General features: G+C 53.9%; 23 protein-coding genes and 3 tRNA genes. 21 read left to right on the top strand and 5 right to left on the bottom strand.

Features of this window, described 5'->3' with window-relative positions:
* Positions 1-81: 81 nt before the first annotated feature.
* From JQC72_RS05690 to JQC72_RS05715, 7 genes are all read left to right on the top strand, one after another.
* Positions 82-630: a GNAT family N-acetyltransferase gene (locus tag JQC72_RS05690; RefSeq protein WP_205493648.1), complete on the top strand. Its 549-nt coding sequence runs from the start codon at positions 82-84 to the stop codon at positions 628-630.
* Positions 631-1,179: 549 nt separating this feature from the next.
* Complete coding sequence (locus JQC72_RS05695; protein ID WP_205493649.1) at positions 1,180-3,129, top strand: BglG family transcription antiterminator; 1,950 nt, start codon at positions 1,180-1,182, stop codon at positions 3,127-3,129.
* Between the two features lie 15 nt (positions 3,130-3,144).
* Entirely contained in the window at positions 3,145-4,557 is a 1,413-nt protein-coding gene (locus JQC72_RS05700) for a PTS fructose transporter subunit IIC (protein ID WP_335342405.1), read from the top strand.
* 31 nt (positions 4,558-4,588) lie between these two features.
* A complete protein-coding gene (locus tag JQC72_RS16725; protein WP_335342406.1) occupies positions 4,589-5,032 on the top strand; it encodes a PTS sugar transporter subunit IIA in 444 nt (147 codons plus the stop codon).
* A gap of 416 nt (positions 5,033-5,448) precedes the next feature.
* Positions 5,449-6,399: a mannose-6-phosphate isomerase, class I gene (gene manA / locus JQC72_RS05705; protein WP_205493650.1), complete on the top strand. Its 951-nt coding sequence runs from the start codon at positions 5,449-5,451 to the stop codon at positions 6,397-6,399.
* A gap of 83 nt (positions 6,400-6,482) precedes the next feature.
* Complete coding sequence (locus JQC72_RS05710) at positions 6,483-8,042, top strand: golvesin C-terminal-like domain-containing protein (RefSeq protein WP_205493656.1); 1,560 nt, start codon at positions 6,483-6,485, stop codon at positions 8,040-8,042.
* Positions 8,043-8,056: 14 nt separating this feature from the next.
* Positions 8,057-8,227, top strand: coding sequence for a hypothetical protein (locus JQC72_RS05715; RefSeq protein ID WP_205493658.1), 171 nt, complete (start codon positions 8,057-8,059; stop codon positions 8,225-8,227).
* 125 nt (positions 8,228-8,352) lie between these two features.
* Here the strand turns inward: JQC72_RS05715 and JQC72_RS05720 are convergent, their stop codons facing one another.
* Positions 8,353-8,544 (bottom strand): hypothetical protein, encoded by a 192-nt coding sequence (locus JQC72_RS05720; protein ID WP_205493660.1) that lies wholly within the window; start codon positions 8,542-8,544, stop codon positions 8,353-8,355.
* A gap of 295 nt (positions 8,545-8,839) precedes the next feature.
* On the bottom strand, positions 8,840-10,231 hold the full coding sequence (locus JQC72_RS05725) for a UDP-N-acetylmuramoyl-tripeptide--D-alanyl-D-alanine ligase (RefSeq protein ID WP_205493662.1): 1,392 nt from the start codon (positions 10,229-10,231) through the stop codon (positions 8,840-8,842).
* Between the two features lie 354 nt (positions 10,232-10,585).
* On the opposite strand from JQC72_RS05725, the gene JQC72_RS05730 reads away from it, so the two are divergent.
* Entirely contained in the window at positions 10,586-10,798 is a 213-nt protein-coding gene (locus JQC72_RS05730; protein ID WP_205493664.1) for a hypothetical protein, read from the top strand.
* A 56-nt stretch (positions 10,799-10,854) separates the two neighbouring features.
* Here the strand turns inward: JQC72_RS05730 and JQC72_RS05735 are convergent, their stop codons facing one another.
* Positions 10,855-10,971, bottom strand: a complete 117-nt coding sequence (locus JQC72_RS05735) for a sporulation protein YjcZ (protein ID WP_205493666.1) — start codon at positions 10,969-10,971, stop codon at positions 10,855-10,857.
* A gap of 402 nt (positions 10,972-11,373) precedes the next feature.
* On the opposite strand from JQC72_RS05735, the gene polA reads away from it, so the two are divergent.
* From polA to JQC72_RS05800, 13 genes are all read left to right on the top strand, one after another.
* Positions 11,374-14,028 carry a DNA polymerase I gene (polA, locus tag JQC72_RS05740; RefSeq protein WP_205493668.1) on the top strand — a complete coding sequence of 885 codons (2,655 nt, stop codon included), beginning with the start codon at positions 11,374-11,376 and terminating at the stop codon, positions 14,026-14,028.
* Between the two features lie 22 nt (positions 14,029-14,050).
* Positions 14,051-14,875 (top strand): DNA-formamidopyrimidine glycosylase, encoded by an 825-nt coding sequence (mutM, locus tag JQC72_RS05745; protein ID WP_205493670.1) that lies wholly within the window; start codon positions 14,051-14,053, stop codon positions 14,873-14,875.
* A gap of 75 nt (positions 14,876-14,950) precedes the next feature.
* Entirely contained in the window at positions 14,951-15,598 is a 648-nt protein-coding gene (gene ytaF, locus JQC72_RS05750) for a sporulation membrane protein YtaF (RefSeq protein WP_335342407.1), read from the top strand.
* 253 nt (positions 15,599-15,851) lie between these two features.
* Entirely contained in the window at positions 15,852-16,466 is a 615-nt protein-coding gene (coaE, locus tag JQC72_RS05755; protein ID WP_205493672.1) for a dephospho-CoA kinase, read from the top strand.
* Positions 16,424-17,035 carry a lytic transglycosylase domain-containing protein gene (locus tag JQC72_RS05760; protein WP_205493674.1) on the top strand — a complete coding sequence of 204 codons (612 nt, stop codon included), beginning with the start codon at positions 16,424-16,426 and terminating at the stop codon, positions 17,033-17,035. Before coaE ends, JQC72_RS05760 begins: the two co-directional genes overlap by 43 nt.
* 269 nt (positions 17,036-17,304) lie before the next feature.
* Positions 17,305-18,345, top strand: coding sequence for a glyceraldehyde-3-phosphate dehydrogenase (locus JQC72_RS05765; protein ID WP_205493676.1), 1,041 nt, complete (start codon positions 17,305-17,307; stop codon positions 18,343-18,345).
* Positions 18,346-18,545: 200 nt separating this feature from the next.
* Positions 18,546-19,010, top strand: coding sequence for a transcriptional regulator NrdR (gene nrdR / locus JQC72_RS05770; protein WP_205493678.1), 465 nt, complete (start codon positions 18,546-18,548; stop codon positions 19,008-19,010).
* A gap of 102 nt (positions 19,011-19,112) precedes the next feature.
* Positions 19,113-20,597: a replication initiation and membrane attachment family protein gene (locus JQC72_RS05775; RefSeq protein ID WP_205493681.1), complete on the top strand. Its 1,485-nt coding sequence runs from the start codon at positions 19,113-19,115 to the stop codon at positions 20,595-20,597.
* The gene (gene dnaI / locus JQC72_RS05780; RefSeq protein WP_205493683.1) at positions 20,594-21,541 is read left to right on the top strand and encodes a primosomal protein DnaI; all 948 of its coding nucleotides are present in this window, start codon (positions 20,594-20,596) and stop codon (positions 21,539-21,541) included. The genes JQC72_RS05775 and dnaI overlap by 4 nt, the downstream gene beginning before the upstream one ends.
* 86 nt (positions 21,542-21,627) lie before the next feature.
* Positions 21,628-21,703, top strand: a tRNA-Phe gene (locus JQC72_RS05785).
* Between the two features lie 9 nt (positions 21,704-21,712).
* Positions 21,713-21,787: transfer RNA gene (locus JQC72_RS05790), tRNA-Gly, on the top strand.
* Between the two features lie 14 nt (positions 21,788-21,801).
* Positions 21,802-21,890: transfer RNA gene (locus JQC72_RS05795), tRNA-Leu, on the top strand.
* 150 nt (positions 21,891-22,040) lie between these two features.
* Positions 22,041-22,631, top strand: a complete 591-nt coding sequence (locus JQC72_RS05800) for a nitroreductase family protein (RefSeq protein WP_205493684.1) — start codon at positions 22,041-22,043, stop codon at positions 22,629-22,631.
* 483 nt (positions 22,632-23,114) lie between these two features.
* Here JQC72_RS05800 and JQC72_RS05805 read toward each other — a convergent pair whose 3' ends face one another.
* Positions 23,115-24,590, bottom strand: coding sequence for a thioredoxin-like domain-containing protein (locus JQC72_RS05805; RefSeq protein ID WP_205493685.1), 1,476 nt, complete (start codon positions 24,588-24,590; stop codon positions 23,115-23,117).
* A gap of 421 nt (positions 24,591-25,011) precedes the next feature.
* Positions 25,012-25,698, bottom strand: coding sequence for a 7-cyano-7-deazaguanine synthase QueC (gene queC / locus JQC72_RS05810; RefSeq protein WP_205493695.1), 687 nt, complete (start codon positions 25,696-25,698; stop codon positions 25,012-25,014).
* Between the last annotated feature and the right edge of the window lie 10 nt (positions 25,699-25,708).

Consider the following 25,708-nt stretch of genomic DNA (forward strand, 5'->3'; position numbering starts at 1 on the left):
CGGGCTGCGAGACACAGGGATGGGTACTGCTAAAGACGAGATACTCCATCCACCGCTGTTTGATATAAAGGGTGAGCAAAGATGAAATTGGTGGGACACAAAATCTATTTGCGATTTTTGGAGGATTCAGATGCGGGTCCGTTGACAGAGATGCACCGTAGAAACCGAGATTTTTGGCAACGGTATACACCAGAAAGGACCGAGGAGTTCTATACGGAGGAATATCAGTTAAATCGAATCAGAACCAGCTTGGCGAAGAGGGAAAGAGACGAGCAATACACGTTCGGCATTTTCCTCATCGGTACTGATGAACTGATTGGCATCATTGAGTTGACTGAAGTGGTCCGTGGTCCTTTACAGACTTGTTGGCTGGGCTATTATTTGGATCACTCGAACAACGGACGTGGCTATACGACTGAAGCTGTGCGCCTGGTTGTTGACTATGCCTTTGAGGTTCTCCGGTTGCACAGAATTGAAGCGGGAGTCATGCCACACAACATCGGGTCGATTCGAGTTTTGGAAAAAGCGGGATTTCATAAGGAGGGGCTTTCCAAGAAGAACGTGAAGATTAACGGGAAATGGGAAGATCATCTACACTTCGCCATCGTAAATCCAAATGATTCAGAATGACCATAATACCCCAGTTTCCCAATTCTTTGTTACGCCATTTGATTGGAAACCGGACTTGACTTGATTCATGTCAGTTGACATCCCCAAAGCCCTTATCATTGAGCATGTCCAATGACACATTCGTACCAAACAAAACAGAAATAAGCCTTCATGGATAGATTGGGTTGCACGCCAAATGAAGCGAGAAGTCCGCGGCGATCAAAAGGAGTCCTTGGTGCCAAAGCCGTGAGGGAACAAGTTACGGGTGATACATCTGTCAAGAGAAGGGTGACCATTTTCCCGCGTATCGGGAGGGAAGATGGGTCACCCTTCTAAAGCGGTACGGATTTCTCGTCTCATTTCCGGCGGGAGCGATCCGGGAAAGTGAAGCGACATCAGGCAAGATCCCGACCACTGTGTCCACAATCCGTACCTGTTTTCAGTGGAAATATGCACGATGTTCAATGGTTTCCGCAGGGTTCCGGTAACATTTATTTATTTTGAGAGAGAAATATCTCTGTATAATAGTCGACGAAGGGCTGGTTCAGAAGTGTTTGGGTGGTGATAGGGTTGGAAGAGCGAAAAAAGCAATTGTTGCGGTATTTGGTTCATACCAATGGTTATGTCACCACTGAAAAATTGGCCAAAGAGCTGAACGTGTCCGAAAAAACGATTCGCAACGATTTGAAACGACTGGATGTTTGGTTGCAATCTTTTTTGGGTGCGGGGATCATCAGACAACCCGGGATGGGCGTTGAACTCCGGGTGTCGGACGAGGAACGGGAGGCCATATTGCACCATCTGGACCATGCACATGAGACTGGCCCTGACACCACATTGATGGACCCTTTTCATCGCAAAATCATTCTTTTGCGGATTCTGCTAGAGGAAGAGCGCGTGTTCACTTTGCAACAATTGTCCGATCGATTGTACGTGAGCAAAGCCACGGTTAGCCAGGACTTGACCTTGGTTGAACAATGGCTGGATCGATACGGGCTTCGCTTGATCCGCAAACCCAATATGGGTTTACGGGTGGAGGGGGATGAACGATCCAGAAGATTGGCGATGGCCAAATTTTCGCAAATGCCATCCAAAGGCAGTTTGGGGAATAACCGCTTGGAGCCTTCACACCAAGATGCGTTGATCAAACAAACCATCCGGAAAATCGAACGGAAATCGGACCTTCGTTTTACTGACGAGGCGGTGGAACGGTTGACGGTGCATGTGGCGATCGCTCTCAAAAGAGTGAAAATGGGGTGCCGAATCTGTTTGTCATCCGGGGAAATGGCCAGGCTTCAGGTGAAGCGGGAGTATCGGTTGGCCGAGGAATTGGCAAAGGATCTGGAAAAAACGTTCGCCGTCACTTTGCCCAAAGATGAAATCGCTTACATGGCAATGCATCTGTTGGGAGCAAAATGGCACTATGTTCCCGTCCATGTTGATCAGTTGACCCATTCTCTCGACAGAGTCGATGAGGAATCGATCCAGCTGTCACAAAAATTGATTGCCAAAATGGAAGAGTTGACGGGATTGCCGCTCACCCGAGACAGGGAGTTGCTGGTCGGCCTGTCGATTCACATGCAGACGGCGGTTCATCGGATCAGACATCGCCTTTATGTAACCAATCCGATCCTTCATGATATCAAGCGATCATACCGCTATATGTTTGAAACCGTACTGTTGGCAGTTTCCATGATGGAATTTGATATGGAAGGCAAGGTTTCGGAAGACGAAGCGGGCTATCTGACCATGCATTTTCAAGCGGCTTGGGAGCGGTTGAAAAAACATCATGTACACCCCAAAAAAGTACTGTTGGTCTGCACGACGGGGGTTGGCACTTCCCAGTTGATGGCAGCCAGAATCAGCCGCTGGTTCCCGTCATTGACCATCCTCGGCACAACCCCGGTTTCCCGTCTGAAGCAGTCACTCGAATTGGTGCGGCCCGATCTTTTGATCAGCACGGTTCCATTGACAGAGTCGAGCATTCCCATGGTTCATGTGTCCCCTTTGCTCAGCGAACGGGATCGGAAGAATATCCAACGCGCGGTGATGGAAGAAGTGTCGTCAACCGGTTCGAACCGCTCCGGTGCCACAGTCACATTGAAAACCTTCATTGATCCACGGATGGTTTGGCTGGACGTGGACGGGGAGGATCGTGACCAAGTCATTCGATTGATGGCCGAACGGTTGATCGAAGCCGGTTTCGCCAAGGAGGGATTTGCCGAAAGCGCGTGGGACCGGGAGCAAATATCGAGCACCTATATCGGGGGAGGTGTAGCCACTCCGCACGGTGCAGTCGATCTCGTGATTCAATCCACCGTGGCGGTGGCACGGCTGAACAAACCGATGGATTGGCAAGGCAATCCGGTATTTCTCGTCATCATGCCGTGTGTGAATTGGCAAGACAAAGAAACAGCAGAGCGCGTCTTTGCGGATTTGGTGGAACTGTCGGAGAATCCGGTTCGCCTCCATGCACTCCGGAAGGCGGACTGCGTTGAACAATTTCTGAATGAACTCTGAAACGGAGGGAGCAGGATGAAACTGTTGGCAGTAACCGCTTGTCCAGTGGGGATCGCTCACACGTACATCGCTGCCGAAAAGTTGAAAAAAGCGGCGGAAGAGTCCGGTTATACGATCAAGGTGGAAACCTGGGGTTCCATCGGTGTGGAAAACGCATTCACACAGGAGGAGATTCTGGAAGCGGACGGGATTATTCTCGCCGCGGACAAGGAGGTGGACAAACATCGTTTTCATGGCAAACGGGTGTTGGAGTGTTCCGTACAGGATGCGATCCATCGACCGGAAGAGTTGTTGAAACGTTTCGCCGAGGGGGATGTTCCCGTGTACCGGGACCCGGAAAAAGTGGAACGAAAACGGGAGGAAACACAAGCGCAAAAGGCGGAAACACAGCGATCCTTTTACCGCAACCTGATGAGTGGCGTTTCCTACATGATCCCGTTTGTGGTGGTCGGCGGACTGTTGATCGCATTGTCGCTCGGTTTCGGAGGAAAACCCACCTCGCAGGGGTTTGTGGTGCCTGATCATTCATTCTGGAAGCCGATGTTGGAAGTGGGTAAGGCCGGTTTTCTGTTCATGGTGCCCATCCTGGCCGGATTCATCGCTTACAGCATCGCGGATCGCCCCGGTCTGGCTCCCGGCATGATCGGCGGCTATATCGCGGCCAATGGGAGCTTTTACGGAAGCGAAGCGGGCGCCGGATTCATCGGTGGGATCATTGCCGGATTTTTGGCGGGCTACCTGGCCAAAGGCATCAAATCTTTGCGCGTACCGAAGATGATTCAGCCCATTATGCCCATTTTGGTGATTCCCTTGCTCACGTCCATATTGATCGCCGTTCTCTTTATCTATGTGATCGGGGCACCCATATCCGCGATCATGACGGGGTTGACCCATTGGCTCAACGGTATGCAAGATGCCAGCAAAGTGGTGTTGGCCTTGATTTTGGGAGCGATGATCGCATTTGATATGGGCGGTCCGATCAACAAGGTGGCATTTTTGTTCGGAGCGGCGATGATCGGTCAGGGACAGCCCTTTATCATGGGAGCGATTGCCGCCGCGATTTGCACGCCGCCGCTCGGCATGGGTCTGGCCACGTTGCTGGCCAAGCATAAATATTACCCCGAAGAATGGGAGGCAGGGAAGGCGGCTTTGGCCATGGGATTGGTCGGAATCACGGAAGGGGCGATTCCGTTTGCATCCCGGGACCCTTTCCGCGTCATTCCGAGCATCATGATTGGTTCCATGGTGGCGGCAGTGATCGCCATGCTGGGGGGCGTTACGGATCATGTGCCGCATGGGGGGCCGATCGTGGCGGTGTTCCAAGCCGTTGACCATGTTCCGATGTTTGCCTTTGCCATCGTGGTGGGGACGGTTGTAACGGCATTGTTGGTCAATGCACTGAAAAAAACAGTCTCCGACGGCGAGTGAGAATACAGGAAAAGGAGTGGAGAAAATGAACATGGCACAGTTGATTACGGATGATTTGATTGATTTGGAATTATCCGGCCGCGTTAAAGAAGAGATTTTGGATGAAATGATTCACATGTTGGATCGTTCGGGTGTGCTCATCGATGCCTCGCGGTTCAGGAACGCTGTCATGGAACGCGAAACGCAAGGCCATACGGGAATCGGCTTCGGAATCGCCATTCCCCACGGCAAATCAGATGCCGTGAAAACGCCGCGGGTCGCATTTGGAGTGAAAAAGGAAGGGGTGATATGGGACCCGTCAGGCGAAAGGGTTCAGTTGGTCTTTCTGATCGCCGTACCTGAGAAGCAAGCCGGAAATGAGCATTTGCAAATACTCCGGTTATTGGCCCAAAAACTGATCGATGAGCAGTTTCGAAACGCCTTGCTGAAGGTGGCGACCAAAGAGGAAGCACGCCAATTGTTGGCTGCGGTCTAGAGAGTGTCTGGACCATGTCGCGTGCATCATTTTCCCGGATCGCTGGCACCTGCGCATGAAAGGAAGCAGATCAAGGGCGTTGTCAACCGGAAACGAGCACGCGGACAAAGACGCTTCGCTTTAGGGGAAATTGCCCGCAAAATGAATTCGGGTTATTGACAAAGTCCGCGGACCCCGATTCCCGTCTGAAGCTCCTTACTCGACGGGAATCGGTCCCGCCCCTCAACTGTGCGTCTGTTGACCGCATTGTCACGGTTCCCTCTCCATTTCGGTTCACCGTTTGGTCGGGCTTGGGTCTTCCCTCGAAAAAACGGGAAAGAGGGACTTTGGTGGAATGAACCGGACACGTTCTCGTGTGTGGTGGATGAATGCCAAACGAAGTCGCTGACATTCTCTGTATCGGAGGTGGTTGTTTGTTGCGACCGGCGCCTATCTTTCTCAAACCGGTTTTCAAGGAGCGGATTTGGGGCGGACATACGCTGAGAGAGCGGTTTCATTACGACATTCCGTCCGAAAAAACCGGCGAATGTTGGGCCATCTCCGCACATCCGAACGGCCAAAGCACCGTAGCGGATGGTCCCTATGCGGGGTGGAAATTGGGGGAGTTGTGGCATCATCATCGGGAGCTGTTCGGTCACCATCCGTCCCGATCGTTTCCCCTTTTGGTCAAAATATTGGATACGAACGATGATCTCTCCGTTCAGGTGCACCCTGACGACCCGTACGCCAACCGATGGGAGCGGGGAGAAAACGGCAAGACGGAATGTTGGTACGTCATCGATTGCACCGATGGCGCAGAGATGGTCTATGGTCATACGGCACAAACACGGGAAGAATTTGAGGAACGGTTGCAAAAGGGGGAATGGGATCGGTTACTGCGTCGGGTCAAAGTCAAACCGGGAGATTTTTTCTACGTACCCAGCGGCACCGTTCATGCACTCGGTCCGGGAATGTTGGTGTTGGAAACGCAGCAAAATTCCGACACAACATACCGACTGTACGATTACAACCGGGTTGACACAGCGGGAAACAAAAGGGAATTGCACATCGAACGGGCGCTGGATGTGATCCGGTACCCTCACCGGGAGGCGGTTTTCCGCCCACAAGTGTGCAGGGTGCCAGGGGGGTGTGTCACCACCTTGATCACATGTGACTATTTCACCGTTCAAAAATGGGATGTCCACGGGGACATGGATTTGTGGCAATCCCACGCTTTCATCAATATCAGCGTCATCGACGGAATCGGGGCGTTGGTCAGTGATTCGGGTTGCCGTTCCATCAAAAAAGGCGATCATTTCATCTTGCCGTACGGCATGGGGCAAGTACGGTTGACGGGAGAGTTGACGCTGATCGTTTCCTTTCCGTGAATGGGCGCCGTATGTCAAGAACCACCCAAGCGGGTCGGGAATATCCTGTCTCTGGCATATCACCATGAGCAGGAGGAATTGTGATGCGCTTGAGTCGTTGGATATCGGGGTGGTTGGTGTTGGTGTGGGGGATGTGTTTGACGTTATCCCAATCATGGGCCGCCTCCCCGCCGACAAATCAGTTGGTGAAGTCGACGGTGTCGACGAAGGTACCGTCGGAAAAAACGTTGCGGGTCGGTCGGTTGACCGGTTATTTTCAGCAAGCGGCCAAAGAGTTCGGAGTGCCCGTGCAGGTGTTGAAGGCTGTAGGCTATGCCGAAACCCGGTGGATGGATCACGGGAGGAAACCGAGTCAATTGAACGGATACGGGATCATGCACTTGGCGGACAATCCCGCCAACCACACGTTGAAAGAAGCGGCTCGCTTGTTGGGCGTGCCGGTGCATACATTGAAAACCGATGTTCAGCAGAACATCAGGGGAGCGGCTGCGGTCATGGCGCAGGAAGCACGCCGGCAATATGCGGGTCGCCTCCCGTCCAACCTGGGTGATTGGTATACGGTGGTAGCGGCCTACGGCGGTACCGGTTCCAAATTGACAACCAAATGGTACGCGGATGAAGTGTTTCGGATCATCCAGCGCGGCGCGTACCGGACCGTCGGGGGAGAAGATGTGTGGCTGTCACCCGCGCGAGTGACACCGAACCGCGGCCCTTATGCGGAAGTGAAAGAGGTATTGCCCTTTGCTGCACCGGATTATCCGGGGGCTTCATGGGTTCCGGCCAACAGCGGCAATTACACGGCAGCCAATCGGGAAGCGGATGGAAATGCGATCAATTATGTGATTATTCATACGACGGAAGGGAGTTATGCGGGGACGATCAGTTGGTTCCAAAATCCGTCGGCCAAAGTGAGCGCTCATTACGTCATCCGTTCCAGCGACGGGGCGATCACGCAGATGGTGCAAAACAAGGATATTGCCTGGCACGCGGGAAACTGGGATTACAATGTCCACAGTATCGGGATCGAACATGAGGGATACGTGAACGATCCCAGTTGGTACACGGATACGATGTATCGGGCTTCGGCCAACCTGACGCGTTGGATTTGCGACAGATACGGCATTCCGAAAGACCGGGCGCACATCATCGGGCATCATGAAGTGCCGGGAGCGACGCATACCGATCCGGGACCGGGATGGGACTGGAACTATTATATGTCCCTGGTGACCCAGGCACCCTCGATCATCGTCGACAACGCCACGTCAGGGCGGTTCTCGTCCGGTGCCAATTGGCAGATCAGCTCTTGGAACACGCAAAAATACGGTTCCGATTACCGATTTGCCACCCCGCAGTCGATCAGCGATGCGGCTTGGTATAAAGTGAACATCGCCACGGCCGGCAATTATGATGTATATGCCTGGTGGCCGGCCAACAGCGGATACAACAGCGCGACGCCTTTCGTGATCAAAACGGCCACCGGCAACAAGACAGTGTATAAAGATCAGCGCGTCAACGGCGGCAAATGGGTGTTGCTCGGCACGTTTTCATTGGGTGCGGGTGACGATTGGATCATCGGCGTCTCCCGTTGGACTACCGGCAGTGGATATGTGATCGCCGATGCGGTCAAAGTGGTGAAACGTTGAGTGCAGGATCATCTGTGAATAAAAAACGGATCGTTTCCCCGTTTTGTTTGGGTGAAGCGATCGGCAGTGTCATATGCAAGGAAATGATGGATTACGATATGTTCCCCAAAGCGGAATCAACATTTTTCTTCGGGTTGGCCCAATCAGCGTTTTCTATCAATCTCAACAACGGCGAAAACAGATGAAATCCCATCAAATTGCAAAAACCTAAAAGCATGTCATAACAGACGGGAGCCAAAACCCGCTGTGTCCCGGATGATGGGGCCGGGAAGCGGTCGGCTCCCTTTTTGTTCAATAGGGCGATGGATGTTTATCGCGTCCGTTTGCGGACGGAACCGTTTTTTCCGATGATATGGGCGGTCCGGTCACCGAAGGCGCGGTGCTTTTGCGATTTGCCTTGTTGCACCACTGCGACGGAACGTTTGCCGCGGGGTTTGTTGGCCAGTTCTTCGTGTACGGGAATCTGCTGGAAAATCCGGTGCATGATCGAGGACAGCTTCACGGATAACCCTCCTCTCAAACCATAAGGTTACTATATGGTATATGCAAGTCTGGCAAGAGTGTTCGAGAAATGGGTTTTACAGTCAGAGAGCTTGTCTTTTTGTTCTCAATAAAGAAGTCCTCGTGTGAGGACTGGAGACGACTGACAAGTGTTGAACCACTCTCGCGGGTGAGCCGTTTTATCGTTTGATTTTGCAAGTTCGCAGATTCCCGCAGGTATTTTCCACTCTTTTGAGAGGAGTAAGATTCATTTCCTGGTGGTGTGGAGATTCAAAACGGGAAATCGGAGTCCGTGGTCATCGCAAACGCAACGGTTTGATGCACTGTTCCAGTTTCATCGACCGGGACGCTTTAAAATAGAGAACTGATCCGGCAGGCAGATTGTGACGCAAGTGGTTGACCAGTGACATCCCGGAGGAAAAGGAGCGGATGCGGGATCCCGGCATTCCTGCCTCTTTGGCGGCAGCGGCGATGGACCTGGCGCGCGGGCCGATCGTGAACAGATAACTGATCTGCAAGCGGGCCACTTCCCGCCCGACCTCCCGGTGCCCGCTCTCGGTGAGCCTGCCCAGTTCTGACATGTCCCCCAGTACGGCGACTGTGGTCCGCCCTGCCCCGATCTTCTTCAACACTTTCAATCCGGCGATCATTGAGTCGGGATTGGCATTGTACGCGTCATTGATCAGTGTGTGACCGTTGATGCCGCGCAGGGGTTGCAGGCGCATCGGCGGCGGCGTAAACGAGCGCAATCCGCGCCGAATCGATTCCGTCGGCACTTTCATCAATCGGCCGACAGCGATGGCGGCCAGCGCATTGTAGACGTTGTGCGTCCCCCAAACCGGGATAAAATACGGCGTGCTGTTGACCTCAAACGAGATGCCTTTTCTGGTAAATCGAATGTTTTGCGCTCTCACATTGGCAGGCCGGTAGATGCCGAACGTGACGACTTTCCCTTGAAAACGGCGCAGAGACAATTTGCGTGTACCGGGGTCATCGGCGTTGAGCACGATGATGCCACCGGGTCTGAGGCCGTCGATCATTTCCTGTTTGGCACGTGCCACATTCTCCACCGAGCTGCCCAGTTTCCCCGCATGAGCTCTTCCCACGTTGGTGATGATCCCGATAGACGGCTTGGAAAACAAGCACTGACTGCGGATGTTACCGAAGTTGGCCATCCCCATTTCCAGCACGACGACCTGATGACTGGGGCGCAAACGGAAAAAATGGCTGGGAATGCAGGAGAAAACATTGTTGTTGGCCCAAGACTTCAGCGTGCGGTATTTTTGCATGAGAATGGAGGCGATCATTTCCTTGGTCGTCGATTTGCCGCAACTGCCGGTCACGCCGATTACCATCGGTTGATGACATTGTACGTATTGCCATTTGGCCAGTTTCAAGGCGGCCACAAACGGATCGGAAACGCGGATGACTGCATGCCCGGCGGGAATTCGGTGTTCCCAGCCCGCAGGGACGACGATACAGCCGGCCCGCGTGGCCCGCAAATTCCGCATCACCGCTGCCATATTTTTGATTTTCTTCGGGTCGAGAAAGAAGACAACGCCCGGACGGACATATTTGGAGCTGTACTGGATGGCGGAACGAATGGCTTTGCGCGGGGAGCCGCGGTAAATGCGTCCGCCGATGATGGCGGCCAATTGCTTCATCTGAATCGGATACAACTCCGTCACCCCAATAAATTCTTGTCCTGACACGTTATTGTATGGTGGTATCGTCCTTGTTGAATGGGGATAATGCCATACAATGACACAAATTAAACACAGGCCCAAGCGGATGTGTGAGCGCCGGCTTCAGACCTGGCGGGGATCTGTAACGGAGGTTATCGTTCTTTTTTCCGTCGCAACACCGCGTTGAAAACGGTGATGTGTTTTTCCCGCTCATCAGTGTTTCGATATCGGGATCGCAACAGGTTATTCAGCGAAGACAGCGATTCAAAGGAGTGTCATTTTGTAACCAATCTTCCCGGGGGGGATTATGATGGTAGAGAATGGGCAAACAGCGTCAAATGATCGGGGGACGTATGTATGAACATTCCTTTTATCGTCAAGGTGAACAACGTTTCGTCCCGAGGGGATGTGAATTTTGGCCTCAATCTTCTCTTGCAGCAGGATGCGTTTCAAAAAAACAATTCACCTGTTTCCAACTACGGTGACGGAACGCTGTTCTTCGTGTTCTCACCGGTAAACGATCCTGAAGCAATCGATACGCAAGTCAACCAGGTAAAGCTGTTTCCATGATCGAAAGAAGAAGCACCCCATGCGCATGCACGGGGTGCTTCTCGGTTGGAAGCAAATCAGTAACCGAAGCCCACTCCGGCAAAGACGAAGATGGTGGCGATCACCAACAGGAAGATCAGCAGACGGCGCAGACCGAATCCGAAGCCATATCCACCATATCCGAAACCGCTCATGGAATCCAACTCCTCTCTGTGCTTTCGTGTTAATGTATTAGGGAGAAGGAGGAAGGGGAACCGTATTTGTCCCGATTTGAATAAAATCGGGCGGGGATGTTTGGATGGACCAACACGGCCTGAAGCGAGTATGGTCAGAGTAACAGCGCCGAACGGGCGTTTCGCAGGCACAACGCAGTCCATCAAGAGAGTCTGTTTGTGCCCAACGGCCCACTCGGGGTACAATGGACATGTGCGCAAATGAACGGTCAGGTCGTGTCCGGGTCAGGGCGACATCGGGAACCATTTCCCGGGGAGCGACTTCACGTTCCCCATTGGACATGCTTGTACCCACGGATTGACCGACACGACCCAATAACAGTTGGATGACTACCGACCGAAAGATTGCGGGGGAACGGTTGTATGGACAAACTGGTATTGATCGACGGCAACAGCATCGCGTTCCGTGCGTTTTTCGCCCTGCCGCGCCTGACCAATTCGGCGGGCGTCTACACGAACGCGGTGTATGGTTTTACGATGATGTTGATGAAGGTGCTGGAAACGGAAGCACCTTCCCACATACTCGTGGCGTTTGACGCAGGCAAGACGACGTTTCGACACGACGATTATCAGGAATACAAAGGAAAGCGGGAAAAGACGCCGAGTGAGTTTTCCCAGCAGATCCCGCTGATCAAAGAGGTGTTGGATGCGTTCAGCATTCGCCATTTTGAGTTGGAAGGGTTTGAGGCCGACGACATCATCGGCACATTGGCCCGCCGGGCTGAACGTGCCGACCTCGATACACTGATCGTCACCGGAGACAAGGATTTGCTGCAACTGGTGACCGACAAGGTGCATCTGTTGCTGACGCGCAAGGGTGTTACCGAGACTGAGCGGTACGATGTCGAAGCGGTGAAGGAACGGTACGGCTTAAAGCCGGAACAGATCGTTGATTTGAAAGGGCTGATGGGTGACCCGTCGGACAATATCCCGGGTATTCCGGGAGTGGGGGAAAAAACGGCACTCAAACTGCTTCATCAATTCGGCTCCGTTGAAGCGGTGTTGGAGCATGTGGATGAACTGTCGGGCAAAAAGTTGCGGGAACGGGTGGCCGAACACCGGGAACAAGCCCGGCTCAGCAAAAAGCTGGCCACCATTCATTGCGATGTTCCCCTCCCGTTTGAACTGGAGGATATCAAATTTGTCCAATATGACCGACAACGGGTGTTGGAGCTGTTCAAGCGGTTGACCTTTCAATCGCTGATCGATCGGTTGGGGGGCGCGGGGGAGCCTGCCGAACGGGACGATGCGCAAGACGGTGCACAGGAGGTCGACGTCCGGATCGTACACGAATCGGATGCGCGGTTGGACGAGCTGCTCACACGGGATCGTCTCGCCTGTCACGTTGAATTGAGCGAGGCGAACTACCATCGCGCTGACATCATCGGTGTGGCGTTATCCGATGGAGAACGGCATGTTTACCTGCCATGGGAAACCGCCCGTCAACACGATGTGCTGCTGTCGTGGTTGGCCGATTCATCCAAGACGAAGATCGGGTATGATGTCAAGGCCGCCACCGTTGCCCTGCGACGGCACGGGGTACGAGCCGCCGGGTTTACTTTCGATATTTTGCTCGCATCCTACCTGCTCAACCCGTCGGAATCGACCCATGAACTTTCTGACGTGGTGCGGCGCAAACTGGACGGCAGTCTGCCGGACGACGAATCGTTCTACGGCAAAGGACAAAAGCGGCGCCAACCGGAACAAGACGAGTTGGCCCGCCATCTGGCGCGCAAAACGGCAGCGATGGTGCGTCTCCATCCCTTGCTGGTCGAGGAATTGGACGACGCTCAGATGATGTCGTTGTTTGCAGAGCTGGAGATGCCGCTCTCCCGCGTGCTGGCTGACATGGAATGCGTTGGGGTGAAAGTGGATCGGGAGCGGTTGGTGAGGCTGGGTGAGGAACTGAAAGAACAATTGGATTCCTTGACCCGAGAGATTTACGATTTGGCGGGCACCGAGTTCAACATCAATTCGCCCAAACAATTGGGTGAAATCTTGTTTGACAAATTGGGTCTGCCGGTATTGAAAAAAACCAAAACCGGTTATTCCACCAGTGCCGACGTGCTGGAAAAGCTGGCCCCCCAACATGAGATCGTGGAGAAGATCTTGCATTTCCGCCAGGTGGGCAAATTGATTTCCACCTATGTAGAGGGATTGCTGAAGGAGATCGACCCGGAGACAGGCAAAATCCACACCCGGTTCAACCAGACCATCACGGCGACGGGGCGCCTGTCCAGCACGGAACCCAATTTGCAAAACATCCCGATCCGCTTGGAAGAGGGACGCCGCATCCGTCAGGTGTTCGTGCCGTCCGAACCGGATTGGCTGATCCTGTCCGCCGATTATTCACAAATCGAGCTGCGCATATTGGCTCATCTGTCCGGAGACGAAAACCTGAAAGAAGCGTTTGTACGGGATATGGACATCCACACCAAAACGGCGATGGATGTGTTCGGTGTGTCAGAGGAGGAAGTGACACCGTTGATGCGCCGCCACGCCAAAGCGGTCAATTTTGGGATCGTCTACGGGATCAGTGATTACGGATTGTCGCAAAACCTGAACATCCCCCGTAAAAAAGCAGCGGAGTTCATCGAACGGTATTTTGCGAGCTATCCGGGTGTCAAAGCGTACATGGATCGTGTCGTGGAGCAGGCCAAACAAGACGGTTACGTTACCACGATGCTGAACCGGCGCCGCTATCTGCCGGACATCCGTTCGCGGAACTACAATCTGCGCAGTTTCGCCGAACGGACGGCGATGAACACCCCGATCCAGGGAACGGCGGCAGATATCATCAAGACGGCGATGGTACGCATGGATGAAGTGTTGAAGGCAAAGGGCGCTCAAAGCCGCATGTTGCTCCAGGTGCATGACGAGTTGATTTTTGAAGTGCCGACATCCGAGCTGGATTGGATGAAGGAAACGGTTCGGGAAGTGATGGAGGGGACGATGGCGTTGTCCGTTCCGCTTAAAGTGGATGTTCATCACGGTCCCACATGGTATCAAGCGAAGTAATGGATGCAGGAGGGGTTGAACGTTGCCGGAATTGCCCGAAGTGGAGACAGTGAGACAAACGCTGGAGCAATTGATCGTCGGAAAAACGGTGGCGGATGTCGCCGTTTTCCTGCCCAAAATCGTAAAGGAACCGCCGGATGTCGACCTGTTTGTCCAGCGGTTGATCGGGACTGAGGTGACCGGAGTGGGGCGCAGGGGCAAGTTTCTGCGCATCTTTTTCGGTGATTGGGTGCTCGTCTCCCACTTGCGCATGGAAGGCAGGTATTCGCTCGCACAACATGATGAGCCGGTGGAAAAGCACACGCATGTGATTTTCCGTTTTACCGACAAAACGGAGTTGCGGTACCGCGACGTGCGGCAGTTCGGTACGATGCATCTTTATCCGGCGGGGGAGGAGGAACAATACCCCCCGCTCAACAAACTGGGTCCGGAACCGCTGTCGGACGACTTTACGCTGGACGTGTTCCGCGCGCGGCTGGCCGGACGCAAAACCAAACTGAAAGCGCTCCTGCTCAACCAAGAGTTTCTGGTTGGTTTGGGCAACATCTATGTCGATGAAGCGCTTTTTTCCGCAGGACTGCATCCCGAGCGACCGGCAGATGCGTTGACCGAAGCGGAACAGAAGCGGTTGTACAAAAGCATCCGCTCCACCTTGGCCGAGGCGGTGCGGTTGGGCGGCTCGTCCGTTCGATCGTATGTCAACGGCAAGGGAGAGATGGGGATGTTTCAATTGCAAATTCAGGTATATGGACGCAAGGGCGAGCCCTGTATGCGCTGCGGGGAACCGATCACGCGGCTGGTCGTCGCCGGTCGGGGTACGCACGTTTGCTTAAAGTGCCAGCGGTGACGACGGGATAAGCACTTCCCATTCCCCTTTCCAATATGATAGGTTGGAATACCTGACGAGAAAGGGGAGAGCGAAGTGTGGTCAACTTTATCGATGTGGTTGCTGGCCTGTGCAGTCAGCTTTGACGGATTCGTGGCCGGCTTGACCTATGGTATGCGGAGAGTGAAGATTCCTGTTGTATCGGTCGGTGTCATAGCAGGGTTCTCCGGTGGATTGATGTTTCTCTCCCTGCATGCGGGACATTGGATCGCACATGGTTTCTCTCCGTTTTGGAGTCGATTGTCAGGTGCACTCATTTTGATCGGGATCGGCGTATGGACGTTGTTCAACAAAGGACAACGGGAGGAGGAACCGGTTCTGCGGCAGGCGGAGACGGGCAAGACCGTACTGTCCTTTGAAATCCGGATGCTCGGGCTGGTCGTACAGATTTTGAAAACACCGATGGCGGCAGATGTGGACCGGTCCGGTGTGATTTCTCCCATGGAAGCCGTATGGCTGGGATTGGCGCTCTCCTTGGACGCTTTCGGGGCCGGTTTGGGAGCGGCGATGGTGGGGTATCCGCCGTTCCCTCTCGCATTGGCGATCGCCGGAACCAGTGCCCTGTTTCTGTTGACCGGCATTCGGACAGGATGGAAAGTGTCGGGACGACGATGGGTGTCTTCGGTGGAGTACCTGCCCGGTTTGCTGATGATCGCCATCGGACTCTTTCGTCTGATTGACTAGGGCGTGTTTGTTCATTCCGTAAGGGAGCAATGTTTTCCCGGACGAGCGACTGACCAAGCCCTGACTGAACGAAGACTCGGGAAGCGCAGGATGGAAATCGCGGTCAATTTCCTCCAAGCGAAGCGTACTTTGCCCGCGACCTGGGCTGACCGGGTCGGAGCGGTAATCATCTGCATTCCTGCAGGGCGCAGGTGGAGCGAGCCGGGAAAGCACTGTGGACAACACCAGACACACTCTGGAAGGAGGGAAGCATGTGATTGTCGGATTGACCGGCGGGATTGCAACGGGGAAAAGTACGGTTTCCCGGATGTTGGCTGAACGGGGGGCACATATCATTGATGCCGACCAGGTGGCGCGGGAGGTGGTGGAACCGCACACCGAAGGATGGCATCGGATTCGTGTCCGGTTCGGCGAAGAGGTGTTCCACCCCGACGGGACATTGAATCGGCAGGCGCTGGGAGCGCGGGTGTTTCGTGATACCGCGGCACGGGAAGAGCTGAACCGGTTGTTGCATCCCCTGATCGTGGAACGGATGCAAATACTGACGGAGCAGTGCCGGGCGCGCGATCCCGACGGCATCGTTGTTTGGGACACCCCGCTGTTGATAGAAGGAAATTTGACGAAATCGGTCGAAAAAGTTATCGTGGTATATATCCCGGAATGGTTGCAATTGCAAAGGCTGATTGCCAGGGATGGTTTGAGCGAAGAGGAGGCTAGGCGACGGATTGCCAGTCAGCTGCCCATTGAAGAAAAAAAACGCTTTGCCGATATTTTGATTGACAATTCAGGAAGCTTGGCAGAAACGGAAAGACAGGTTGATCAACTATGGAAATCGCTAAACTCAAAAAATGGTTACGACCGGCGCTAGTTGCCCTGCCTCGCAAGCGGACGATGCTGATCGCGTTTCTGACAGTGGCAGCGGTCTTGTTGGTGGCACTTCCCTTGTTTGTACGTTGGATGTACCCGTTGAAATATGAGGAGCAGATTTTTTACAGCTCTGAGGTGAACGGTGCCGATCCCTTTTTGGTGATGGCCATTATTCGGGTGGAAAGCAAATTTGACCCTGACAAACGATCCGTCAAAGGAGCCGAAGGATTGATGCAGTTGATGCCCAGTACAGTGGATTGGGCCATTCAACACGGCAAATTTCCGTCGACGTTTCGGGAGAACGTGAAAGATCCGGCGATCAACATACATATCGGCACTTGGTGGATCGCCGGTTTGACCCGGGAATTCAAGGGTAACAAGGTGGCTGCGGTTGCCGCGTACAATGCAGGGCCGGGCAACGTGCAAAAATGGCTGAAGCAGGGGAGATGGGACGGAACCAAAGCGAACATCCGAAAGATTCCCTACGGTGAAACCCGACATTACATCCAACGGGTGATGTTTTTCTACGAAAAATACAAGACGATTTACGGACCGCTGGCACCCGAATAAATCGCTCAATCTCCAAATGGTATGACACAATCAGAGGGCGCGCTTGGATCCATCCATTTCGATCCGGGCGCGCCTTTCCTTTTGCACCCGGACTTCGTATCCCCGGCTCATGGCGGGGCATGTCGGGGATCGATCGCGTGTGTCAACCGACTCATCCCGCCAAAATCAGGGCGGGGTTTTCTCTCTTTTCTGCGTTGCAAAATGTGACATACTGATTATAATATATAGGGGAATGGTATGTTATATAAAGGACGGGAAGGGGAATTATTATGCCACTAAAAATGGCAATCAATGGATTCGGACGGATCGGGCGGATGGTATTTCGTAAGGCGATTCATGATCCCGACATTGAAATTGTGGCCGTCAACGCCACCTATCCGGCGGAGACGCTGGCCCATCTGATCAAGTTCGACACCGTGCACGGCATGATGATGGACGACGTGCGCGCGGTGGACGACGGGATCATTGTAAACGGATACAAAGTGAAACTGGTGGGTGATCGTGACCCTTCCCGGTTGCCATGGGCGGAACTGGGCGTGGATGTCGTGGTGGAGGCGACAGGCAAATTCCGCGACCGGGAGGGTGCCGGACTGCACTTGCAGGCGGGTGCGAAAAAAGTGGTGATCACAGCTCCGGGCAAAGACGAAGATGTGACCATTGTCATGGGGGTCAATGAAGGTGATTACGTTCCGGAGAAACACCATATCATCTCCAATGCTTCCTGCACCACCAACTGCTTGGCACCGGTGGTGAAGGTACTGCATGATGCGTTCGGTATTGAAAGCGGGCTGGTGACGACGGTACATGCCTATACCAATGATCAAAAAAACCTGGACAATCCGCACAAGGATTTGCGCAGGGCCCGTGCTTGCGCCCAATCGATCATACCGACCAAAACCGGCGCGGCCAAAGCGATCGGCAAAGTATTGCCAGAGCTGAACGGCAAGCTGAACGGGTTGGCATTACGCGTACCCACTCCCAACGTGTCGGTGGTGGATTTGGTGGCCGACCTGCGCGTGCCGGTCACGGTCGAAAAGGTGAACCGAGTGCTCAAAGAAGCGGCGGAAACCGCGATGAAAGGATACCTCCAATACTGTGAACTGCCGCTGGTCTCCTCCGACTTCAACGGCAACGACCATTCAGCCATCATTGATGCGCCCTCGACAATGGTGATCAGTGAGACGCAGGTGAAAGTGCTGGCGTGGTACGACAACGAATGGGGCTACTCTTGTCGTGTGGTCGATTTGGTCAAGCATATTGGTTCGTTTTTGAACCATGAAACGAAAGTGAGACAGGAAGCTACGGTCTGATAATGAGTTCCCCGCCAATCTCACCATGTTGACCGGCAAGTGGGAGGCACGGACGCCTCTCACAGCCGGTTTTTCTTTTTTTCCCACGTTGATTTCCTGTTGCAAATTTCCTGTAAGATGGAATACTATCAAAGCGACGGACTGGGCAAAGCGCGTTACATACGAAACAGTCAACGGTCCAATACGGGGAGGAATGTTGCATGCGGTGCCCTTTTTGCGGGAGCATGGGAAGCCGGGTTTTGGACTCCCGTCCGGCCAACGAGGGAAAATCGATCCGTCGGCGTCGCGAGTGCGAGGCGTGCGGCAGGCGGTTTACCACCTTTGAAACCGTGGAGGAAAAACCACTGATGGTGATCAAGAAGGACGGGGGCCGGGAAGTATTCAGCAGGGAAAAAATCCTGCGGGGCTTGTTCCGCGCGTGTGAAAAGCGTGAGGTGCCGCTGGAACGGCTGGAAGCGCTCGTGGATGAGATTGAACGCACCTTGCGTGAGCGGGGGGAAACGGAAGTTCCCACCAAAGTGATCGGAGAAATGATCATGGAGCGACTGGTGGATGTGGACGAGGTGGCATATGTGCGGTTTGCATCCGTCTACCGACAATTTCAGGATATCGATGCATTTGTGCGGGAATTGGAGGATTTGTTGAACAGGACGGGAAAATCCTGATCTTGTCCCATCCGGTGTGTTTCAGTGGCGGTTGTGTCGCTTTCTTTTTCTTATGATAAAATAAGAGGATGATTTTGGACGAAGCGACGGGGGGCTTGGTGGATGTCAATGTTATGGAATCAGTGCACACCGCGCGACGAATGGATCTGCCGAACCCGCCGCCCCATTCATCTGGCGGATATTATCGGATTGTTGCATTTGTATCAGCCAATCGTCGGTTCGACCGCCATCGCCCTGTATCTTACCCTGGCGTATCAGGCACCGCCGGATCGGGCTGGTCGATCGGATGCCCATCCTCATTTGTATCTGATGAATCTGTTGTCCGTTTCTTGGCAGGATTTGTTGGAAAGCCGATTTTTACTGGAAGGTGTGGGTCTGCTCAACACGTATGAGGTTCGCGAAAACACGACCCATCGGATTGAATACGAGCTGGTGCCGCCATTGGTTCCGGAGCGTTTTTTCCAGAGTGATGTACTCAGTATCACGTTGTATCATCGTTTGGGCAAAGATTCCTATCTGGCACTCCGCCGGCAGTTGCTGAACAGAGAAGAAGCTGCGGGGGAGCCGGATGAGCGAGTAAATGTCACCAAATCGTTTCAGGAAGTATTCGGATGTTTGTCTCCCTCGGAAGTGGCGGCTGCACAGTCGGATACCCCATCGTTATTGCCGATGGAAGGGGAGCCGACGGGGGTGACGGATGGACAAGCCCCGCCGTTTCACTGGGATGAGGCTTCGTTTGACATGATCCGGTCCCGTTTGAAAACGGTGATCCCGGATGAGGCGTGGACGGATGAGGTGAAGCGGCAAATTCAGGAGATCCGCTTCCTGTACGGACTGAGTGATCCGGACTTGCTTCGGGCGCTGCAAAATCCGTATATCACCAGGGGCGGTGAGATCGACATCGAGCGATTGCGCCGGTTTGTCAAAAAGGAATACCGGTTGCAGTACGGCGAACCGCCGATGATCAAAAAGAAAGCGTTGGTGTCGGAGGAAGGGAAAAAGGCGCCCTTACCCGAACCGGAGAAATCGCCGGAGGAAATGACGGACGAAGAGAAACATATCCGGGAACTGGAGCAACTGTCACCCTTGGAATTATTGTCGTATTTTCAAGATGGTATGCGCATTCCGGATGCCGATGTCGAGCTGGTCGCCCGTCTGATGCACGAATACGGATTGCCGCATGGGGTGATCAACGTCCTGCTGGAATACGTGTTGTATACGCATGACTACAAACTGCCAAAAGCCTTGGTGGAAAAAATCGCCGGGCATTGGAAGCGGCGAAAAGTACAAACTGCTCGGGAAGCGATGGAAATCGCCCGTCAAGAGTTGAATTGGGAGTGGAAAAAACAGCAGGGCAACAGACACCTTACCTCAAGGGGAACCCGGACCAAATCGATTCGGGAAGAGAAGCTCCCCCACGCAGTGGCCATGCAGATGGAACGTGCCCAACAACAGGCTTCCCAGCCACGGGAAAATGCCCGGGACGTCGAAAAAAACTCGGAAAGTCTGGCTGAAAAACGGGCCCGGATCCAAGCGAAACTCATCCAGATGCGCAAACGCCTCGGTGAAAAGGGGAATCGTCAGTGAATTCGATTGACAAATACGTCAGTCAATGGAAAAAACGGCTGAAAACCGATCCGGAACGACAGTTGCGGACCTTGTTGTCACACCCTTCTCTACAAGTATTTGTCCAGCGTCATCCGGATATACCGATGGAAGTGTACCGCCGTTCTTTGTCCCGTTTGCACCAGTACGTGCAGGAGCAGGAACATTGTTCCCGTTGTCCGGGATTGAACAGATGCCCCAACCTGGTGCAGGGACACCGGTCGGAGCTGTCTGTTTATGCGGGATATCTTGATTTCCGGATGACGCATTGTGAGAAGTGGGAGGCTCATCAAGAACAGCAAAGACGCAGCCGTTTGATCCGCAGTCACCATATCCCGCAAGACGTGTTGTCAGCCACGTTTGAGTTGATCGAACAGGATGAGCATCGAGCCGACGTCATTGAAGCGGCGATCGATTTTTGCAGTCAGTTTTCTTCTCATGGCAAGCCTCGCCGCGGATTATATCTGTATGGACCGCTGGGTGTGGGCAAAAGCCGGATCGCGGGTGCGATCGCACAGGAATTGGTCAATTACAATGTGGATTCCCTGATGGTCTATGTGCCCGAATTTGTGCGTGAGTTACGCGAAGCCATCAACGAGGGGTCCGTAGCGGACAAATTGGATGCACTCAAAAAAGTGACCGTGCTGGTACTGGACGATATCGGTGCGGAAACACTGACGCCGTGGATTCGCGATGAGGTGCTGGGGGCGATATTGCAATATCGCGTAGCCGAGGGGCTGCCTGTCATTTACACCTCCAACCTGTCGTTGGACGAGCTGGAAGATCATTTGGCCCATTCCAACAAAGGCGGTGTGGAGCGGATGAAAGCCAAACGGATCATGGAGCGGATTCGTCATTATGTCGACGTGTATTTCGTGGACGGCCCCAACCGGAGAGAAACCCAACGATCATCCGATTGTCCGTGACCCTGTTTTTTTGAAAAAGGGTATTGATTTCTATGGACGGGCGTGATAAAATAATCATCGTCAGTCGAATGAAATTGGATGACAGTGGTTCGGTAGCTCAGTTGGTAGAGCAGAGGACTGAAAATCCTCGTGTCGGCGGTTCGATTCCGTCCCGAACCACCATCTCAATGAGCGGAAGTGGCTCAGGGGTAGAGCACCGCCTTGCCAAGGCGGGGGTCGCGGGTTCGAATCCCGTCTTCCGCTCCATTTTTTTATCCTTTGCCGGGGTGGCGGAATTGGCAGACGCACAGGACTTAAAATCCTGGGGTGGGTTTCCACCGTGTCGGTTCGAGTCCGACCCTCGGCACCAAACCGTCATGCCGAGGTATATGACAAGATCTTGCGGGATCACAATCAAAGCCTTCTTTCCAACGGGAAGAGGGCTTTTATTTTTGGAACAGGCATTTTGATCGAAAATGGTATACAATCAAGGGTAAAAGGGTTGAAGGAGGGGATTCGGTTGGATATTTGGACAGCAATCCGTACACGTCGAAGCATCGGCGTGATGAAACCGGACCCGGTGCCGCGGAAGATGATTGAGCAATTGCTGGAGGCGGCGGTGTGGGCGCCTTGTCATCATATGACAGAGCCTTGGCGGTTTTTCGTGTTGACCGATGAGGGGCGCCGTCCATTGGCGCGTACGCTGGTGGAAATTGCCCGGGAAAAGATGACGGACCCCGATACGGACGAAAACCGGGCCAAATTGGCAAAAGAAGAGCAAAAGCCGTTTCGTGCTCCGGTGGTGATCGCGGTAGCGGTGTCCCCGTCCGACGATCCCAAAGTGGAAATGGTGGAGGAACTGGCGGCCGTTCACGCGGCTGTGCAAAACATGTTGCTGGCCGCCCGTGCAATGGGATTGGGGGCGATCTGGCGCACCGGTATGCCGTGTTATCATCCGAAAATGAAGGAATTGTTCGGTCTGGGTGAAAAAGAACAATTGGTCGGCTTTGTATACGTCGGCTATCCCGCCATCGACGCTCCCGTCAAAAAGCGGACTCCTGCCAGTGAAAAAACGCGGTGGATCGATAAGGATGGACCTTATCATAAATGACAGCCTGCATGGGAAATACGGGGCTCCGATTTCCCGTCTCCGCTCCGTAGCGACAGCGAGAGTTGCTCGGCGGGAAATTCGGACCCGCTCCTCTCAATAAGGGTGGCTGTTTTCCCGAGCTTGCCGTAAGAGGAGCGAGAGGGAAAAGCTCAACCGACATGTGATGGTAGACCAATAAAGAGCGATCGGGAAAACCGAGCCCTTTTAGGGTTGGGATGAAAGCGGGCGTCGGACGCGGGAGGGCTTCCGCTCTCGCAAGTCCGACAGAATTGGTACAATCAAGTCGGGAAATGCGAAAACACCGAAAACGACGATGCGAGCAAAGACTCGTGAAACCAGAAATCACCCGGGCGTGGACGAAGCCATCGTAGATGGATGTGGTAGCCACGCCCGGATGAAGCGAGAAGGCCTCTGGTGCTTTATCCGTGCGGAACAAGTCAGGTCAGCAGCCAGCCCGCAACACGCGGGCTGTTTGTTTGGCCGCTATTCCGCCAATTCCAGCGTGTCCAACTTCCGCGCGGTCAAATCGAACACGCGGAGCAAGTGGTTGTTGGTGTCGGTAATATACAGTTTGTCTTCATGAAACAGCACGTCGTTGGGTTCGTTCAACGGTAACTCGTTGCAGGCTTCGTCACCGATCCGGCAGGTTGTGGCATCGCTTCTCGCGATCAGCGTTTCGATTCGCTGCGTGGTCAGATGGGCGACACGGATGGCGTGGTTATAGGTGTCGGCGATATACACCCGGTCTCCCGCGACGTCCACGCCCAATGGATGCTGAAGCAGGGCGGAATCGAAATGGCCGTCCTTCATACCGAAGACAAACAGTCCCCGACCGATCAGGGTATGCACTTCTCCGGTTTGCAAATCGCACGTGCGCAGGGCAGAGACTTCGCTGTCGGCAAAATAGAGACGTTCACCGTCGTGCGAAATCCCGCTGGGTTGGGCCAGTTGCGCCCGTTCGGCGGAGCCGTCGACGATGTTTTCCCAGCCGCTGCCCGCAAACACTTCCACCTGTCGGGTGGTCAAATCCAGTTTCCACAATTGGTGCGGTCCGGCCATGGCAATGAATAATTGATCACCGACCAGGGTGCAATCCCAGGGTGAATTGAGCGGAGTGTCGGGACCGTATCCGCCCGTTGCGCCCCAACGGGCCTGTTCCCCTGTGCCGGCCAATGTTTCAACTGTGCGGGAGGCAAGATCCAGTCTGCGGATCATATGGTTTTCCGTATCGCAAACATAGAGGAATCGGTCGGTGACGGCCAATCCCTGCGGGCGGTAAAAGGTGGCGGTGTCAAAGTCCCCGTCCTTTGCCCCGATTTGGCCGGAACCGATCGTTTGCACGATTCGGGCGCGGTTACCGTTCACCTTCAGCTCCAAAATCCGGTTGTGGTTGGAATCGGTGACGAACAGATGCCCCGATGACGGATGTAGAGCCAGTTTGCCGGGAAACGACAGCGGATGTTCCGGGATAGGCGGGCGTCGGATGTCCATTTTCCGTTCTGCCAAGATCCCTCGATTCCGCGCTTCTGCGAGCGCTTGTCCGATATGGCGGTCCAGCGCATCTCGCAGTCCTTCTCCCGACCCCTTGGCCACCACGCGTCCATCGGCACCGATCAGAATGAATGTGGGCCAGGCGTTTACTGTGTAGGCATCCCACACCCGGTGATCCGAATCGACATACACCGGGTGTTCGATTTCGTATCGGGCAATGGCATTTCGTATGTTATCCGGGTCCCGCTCGTTGTGGAACTTGGCCGAATGTACGCCGATTACCACGAACGGTTCCGCTTCGTATTTTTTCTCCAAATAGGCCAAGTCCGGTATCACATGAATGCAGTTGATGCAACAGTAAGTCCAGAAATCCAACAGGACCACGTGTCCACGCAATGCCTCCAGGGAGAGCGGACGGTCCGTGTTGAGCCATATACCGTCTCTGGGGAATTCAGGTGCCCGAACCATAGACAAGCCCCCTTCGGGATGGTTTTGATTGTAGCATACACCATCGGCCGAAAAAAACGAAACACGGGTAGTATCACCCGTGTCAAGACTGCTGACAAGTGTTCATGTCGTTTCGGATGAGTCAGTCCGCCTTCGTTTTCCCTGATCGCTCCATCTGTGCCCTGCAAGGAAGCCGGTCTTGGCCGCTCTGAACCGCGGAGCGCGCAGGATACGGGCAAAGTACGCTTCGCTTTAAAGAAATTGCCCGCGAATGAATTCCTGCGCTTACCGGTTCTCCGCTCGGCAGGGCTTGATAAGTCGCTTTCCTGGAAAACGTTGCGTCCTGATGGAATTACCGGGACAAAGAGACGGAAAAATCGGTTCCCACGGACTTTGTCAACCATCTGACAGGGGTAGTATCACCCGTGGTCAGTTCACCATGTCATGACGGTTGACGCGTCACGTACGGAATCGGGTCTTCCACACCCGCTTCGGCAAACCCTTTCAGCCGCAGTCGGCAACTGTCACAAACGCCGCAAGCCGGACTTTGTCCCTGGTAACAGGAAGTGGTCAAGTGATACGGTACACCCAGTCGGGTGCCCAGCCGGATCGTATCCGCCTTGGACAAATGAACGAGCGGCGCTTCGATCACGATGGGTCGTTCCTGTTGCGACGTTTTGGTGACGCGGCGGATCGTTTCGTTCATCGATGCGATGAATTCCGGACGGCAATCCGGATACCCGCTGTAATCGACGGCGCTGACGCCGATGAAAATGGTGCGGGCTCCGACCACTTCAGCATAAGAGGTGGCCAGTGATAAAAAGATCAGATTGCGGCCAGGCACATAGGTGACGGGAATGTCGTCCGTGACTCCTTCGGTTGGCACCTCCATCTCCGGGTCGGTCAAAGCACTGCCGCCGATCTGGCGCAGGAAATCCAGCTTCACGATCCGATGCTGTTTGACGCCGTAAAATTGGGCCACGCGTTTGGCGTGTTCCACTTCGTGCCGGTGGCGTTGGCCGTAATCGAAGGTGAGGGCGTATATTTCATACCCTTTGTCGGCGGCGATGCCCATGCAGGTAGTGCTGTCCAATCCGCCGCTCAAAATGACGACCGCCTTTTCGTTCATGTTTTTCCTC

Origin of the sequence: Polycladomyces zharkentensis (genome assembly GCF_016938855.1) — a bacterium.
Taxonomy (GTDB): domain Bacteria; phylum Bacillota; class Bacilli; order Thermoactinomycetales; family JIR-001; genus Polycladomyces; species Polycladomyces zharkentensis.

Coding starts and splice junctions, on each gene's coding strand:
- JQC72_RS05690 (WP_205493648.1), top strand. CDS start 82: ATGAAATTGGTGGGACACAAAATCTATTTGCGATTTTTGGAGGATTCA.
- JQC72_RS05700 (WP_335342405.1), top strand. CDS start 3,145: ATGAAACTGTTGGCAGTAACCGCTTGTCCAGTGGGGATCGCTCACACG.
- JQC72_RS16725 (WP_335342406.1), top strand. CDS start 4,589: ATGGCACAGTTGATTACGGATGATTTGATTGATTTGGAATTATCCGGC.
- JQC72_RS05710 (WP_205493656.1), top strand. CDS start 6,483: ATGCGCTTGAGTCGTTGGATATCGGGGTGGTTGGTGTTGGTGTGGGGG.
- JQC72_RS05730 (WP_205493664.1), top strand. CDS start 10,586: ATGAACATTCCTTTTATCGTCAAGGTGAACAACGTTTCGTCCCGAGGG.
- JQC72_RS05735 (WP_205493666.1), bottom strand. CDS start 10,971: ATGAGCGGTTTCGGATATGGTGGATATGGCTTCGGATTCGGTCTGCGC.
- polA (WP_205493668.1), top strand. CDS start 11,374: ATGGACAAACTGGTATTGATCGACGGCAACAGCATCGCGTTCCGTGCG.
- JQC72_RS05760 (WP_205493674.1), top strand. CDS start 16,424: ATGGAAATCGCTAAACTCAAAAAATGGTTACGACCGGCGCTAGTTGCC.
- JQC72_RS05765 (WP_205493676.1), top strand. CDS start 17,305: ATGCCACTAAAAATGGCAATCAATGGATTCGGACGGATCGGGCGGATG.
- nrdR (WP_205493678.1), top strand. CDS start 18,546: ATGCGGTGCCCTTTTTGCGGGAGCATGGGAAGCCGGGTTTTGGACTCC.
- JQC72_RS05775 (WP_205493681.1), top strand. CDS start 19,113: ATGTCAATGTTATGGAATCAGTGCACACCGCGCGACGAATGGATCTGC.
- JQC72_RS05805 (WP_205493685.1), bottom strand. CDS start 24,590: ATGGTTCGGGCACCTGAATTCCCCAGAGACGGTATATGGCTCAACACG.
- queC (WP_205493695.1), bottom strand. CDS start 25,698: ATGAACGAAAAGGCGGTCGTCATTTTGAGCGGCGGATTGGACAGCACT.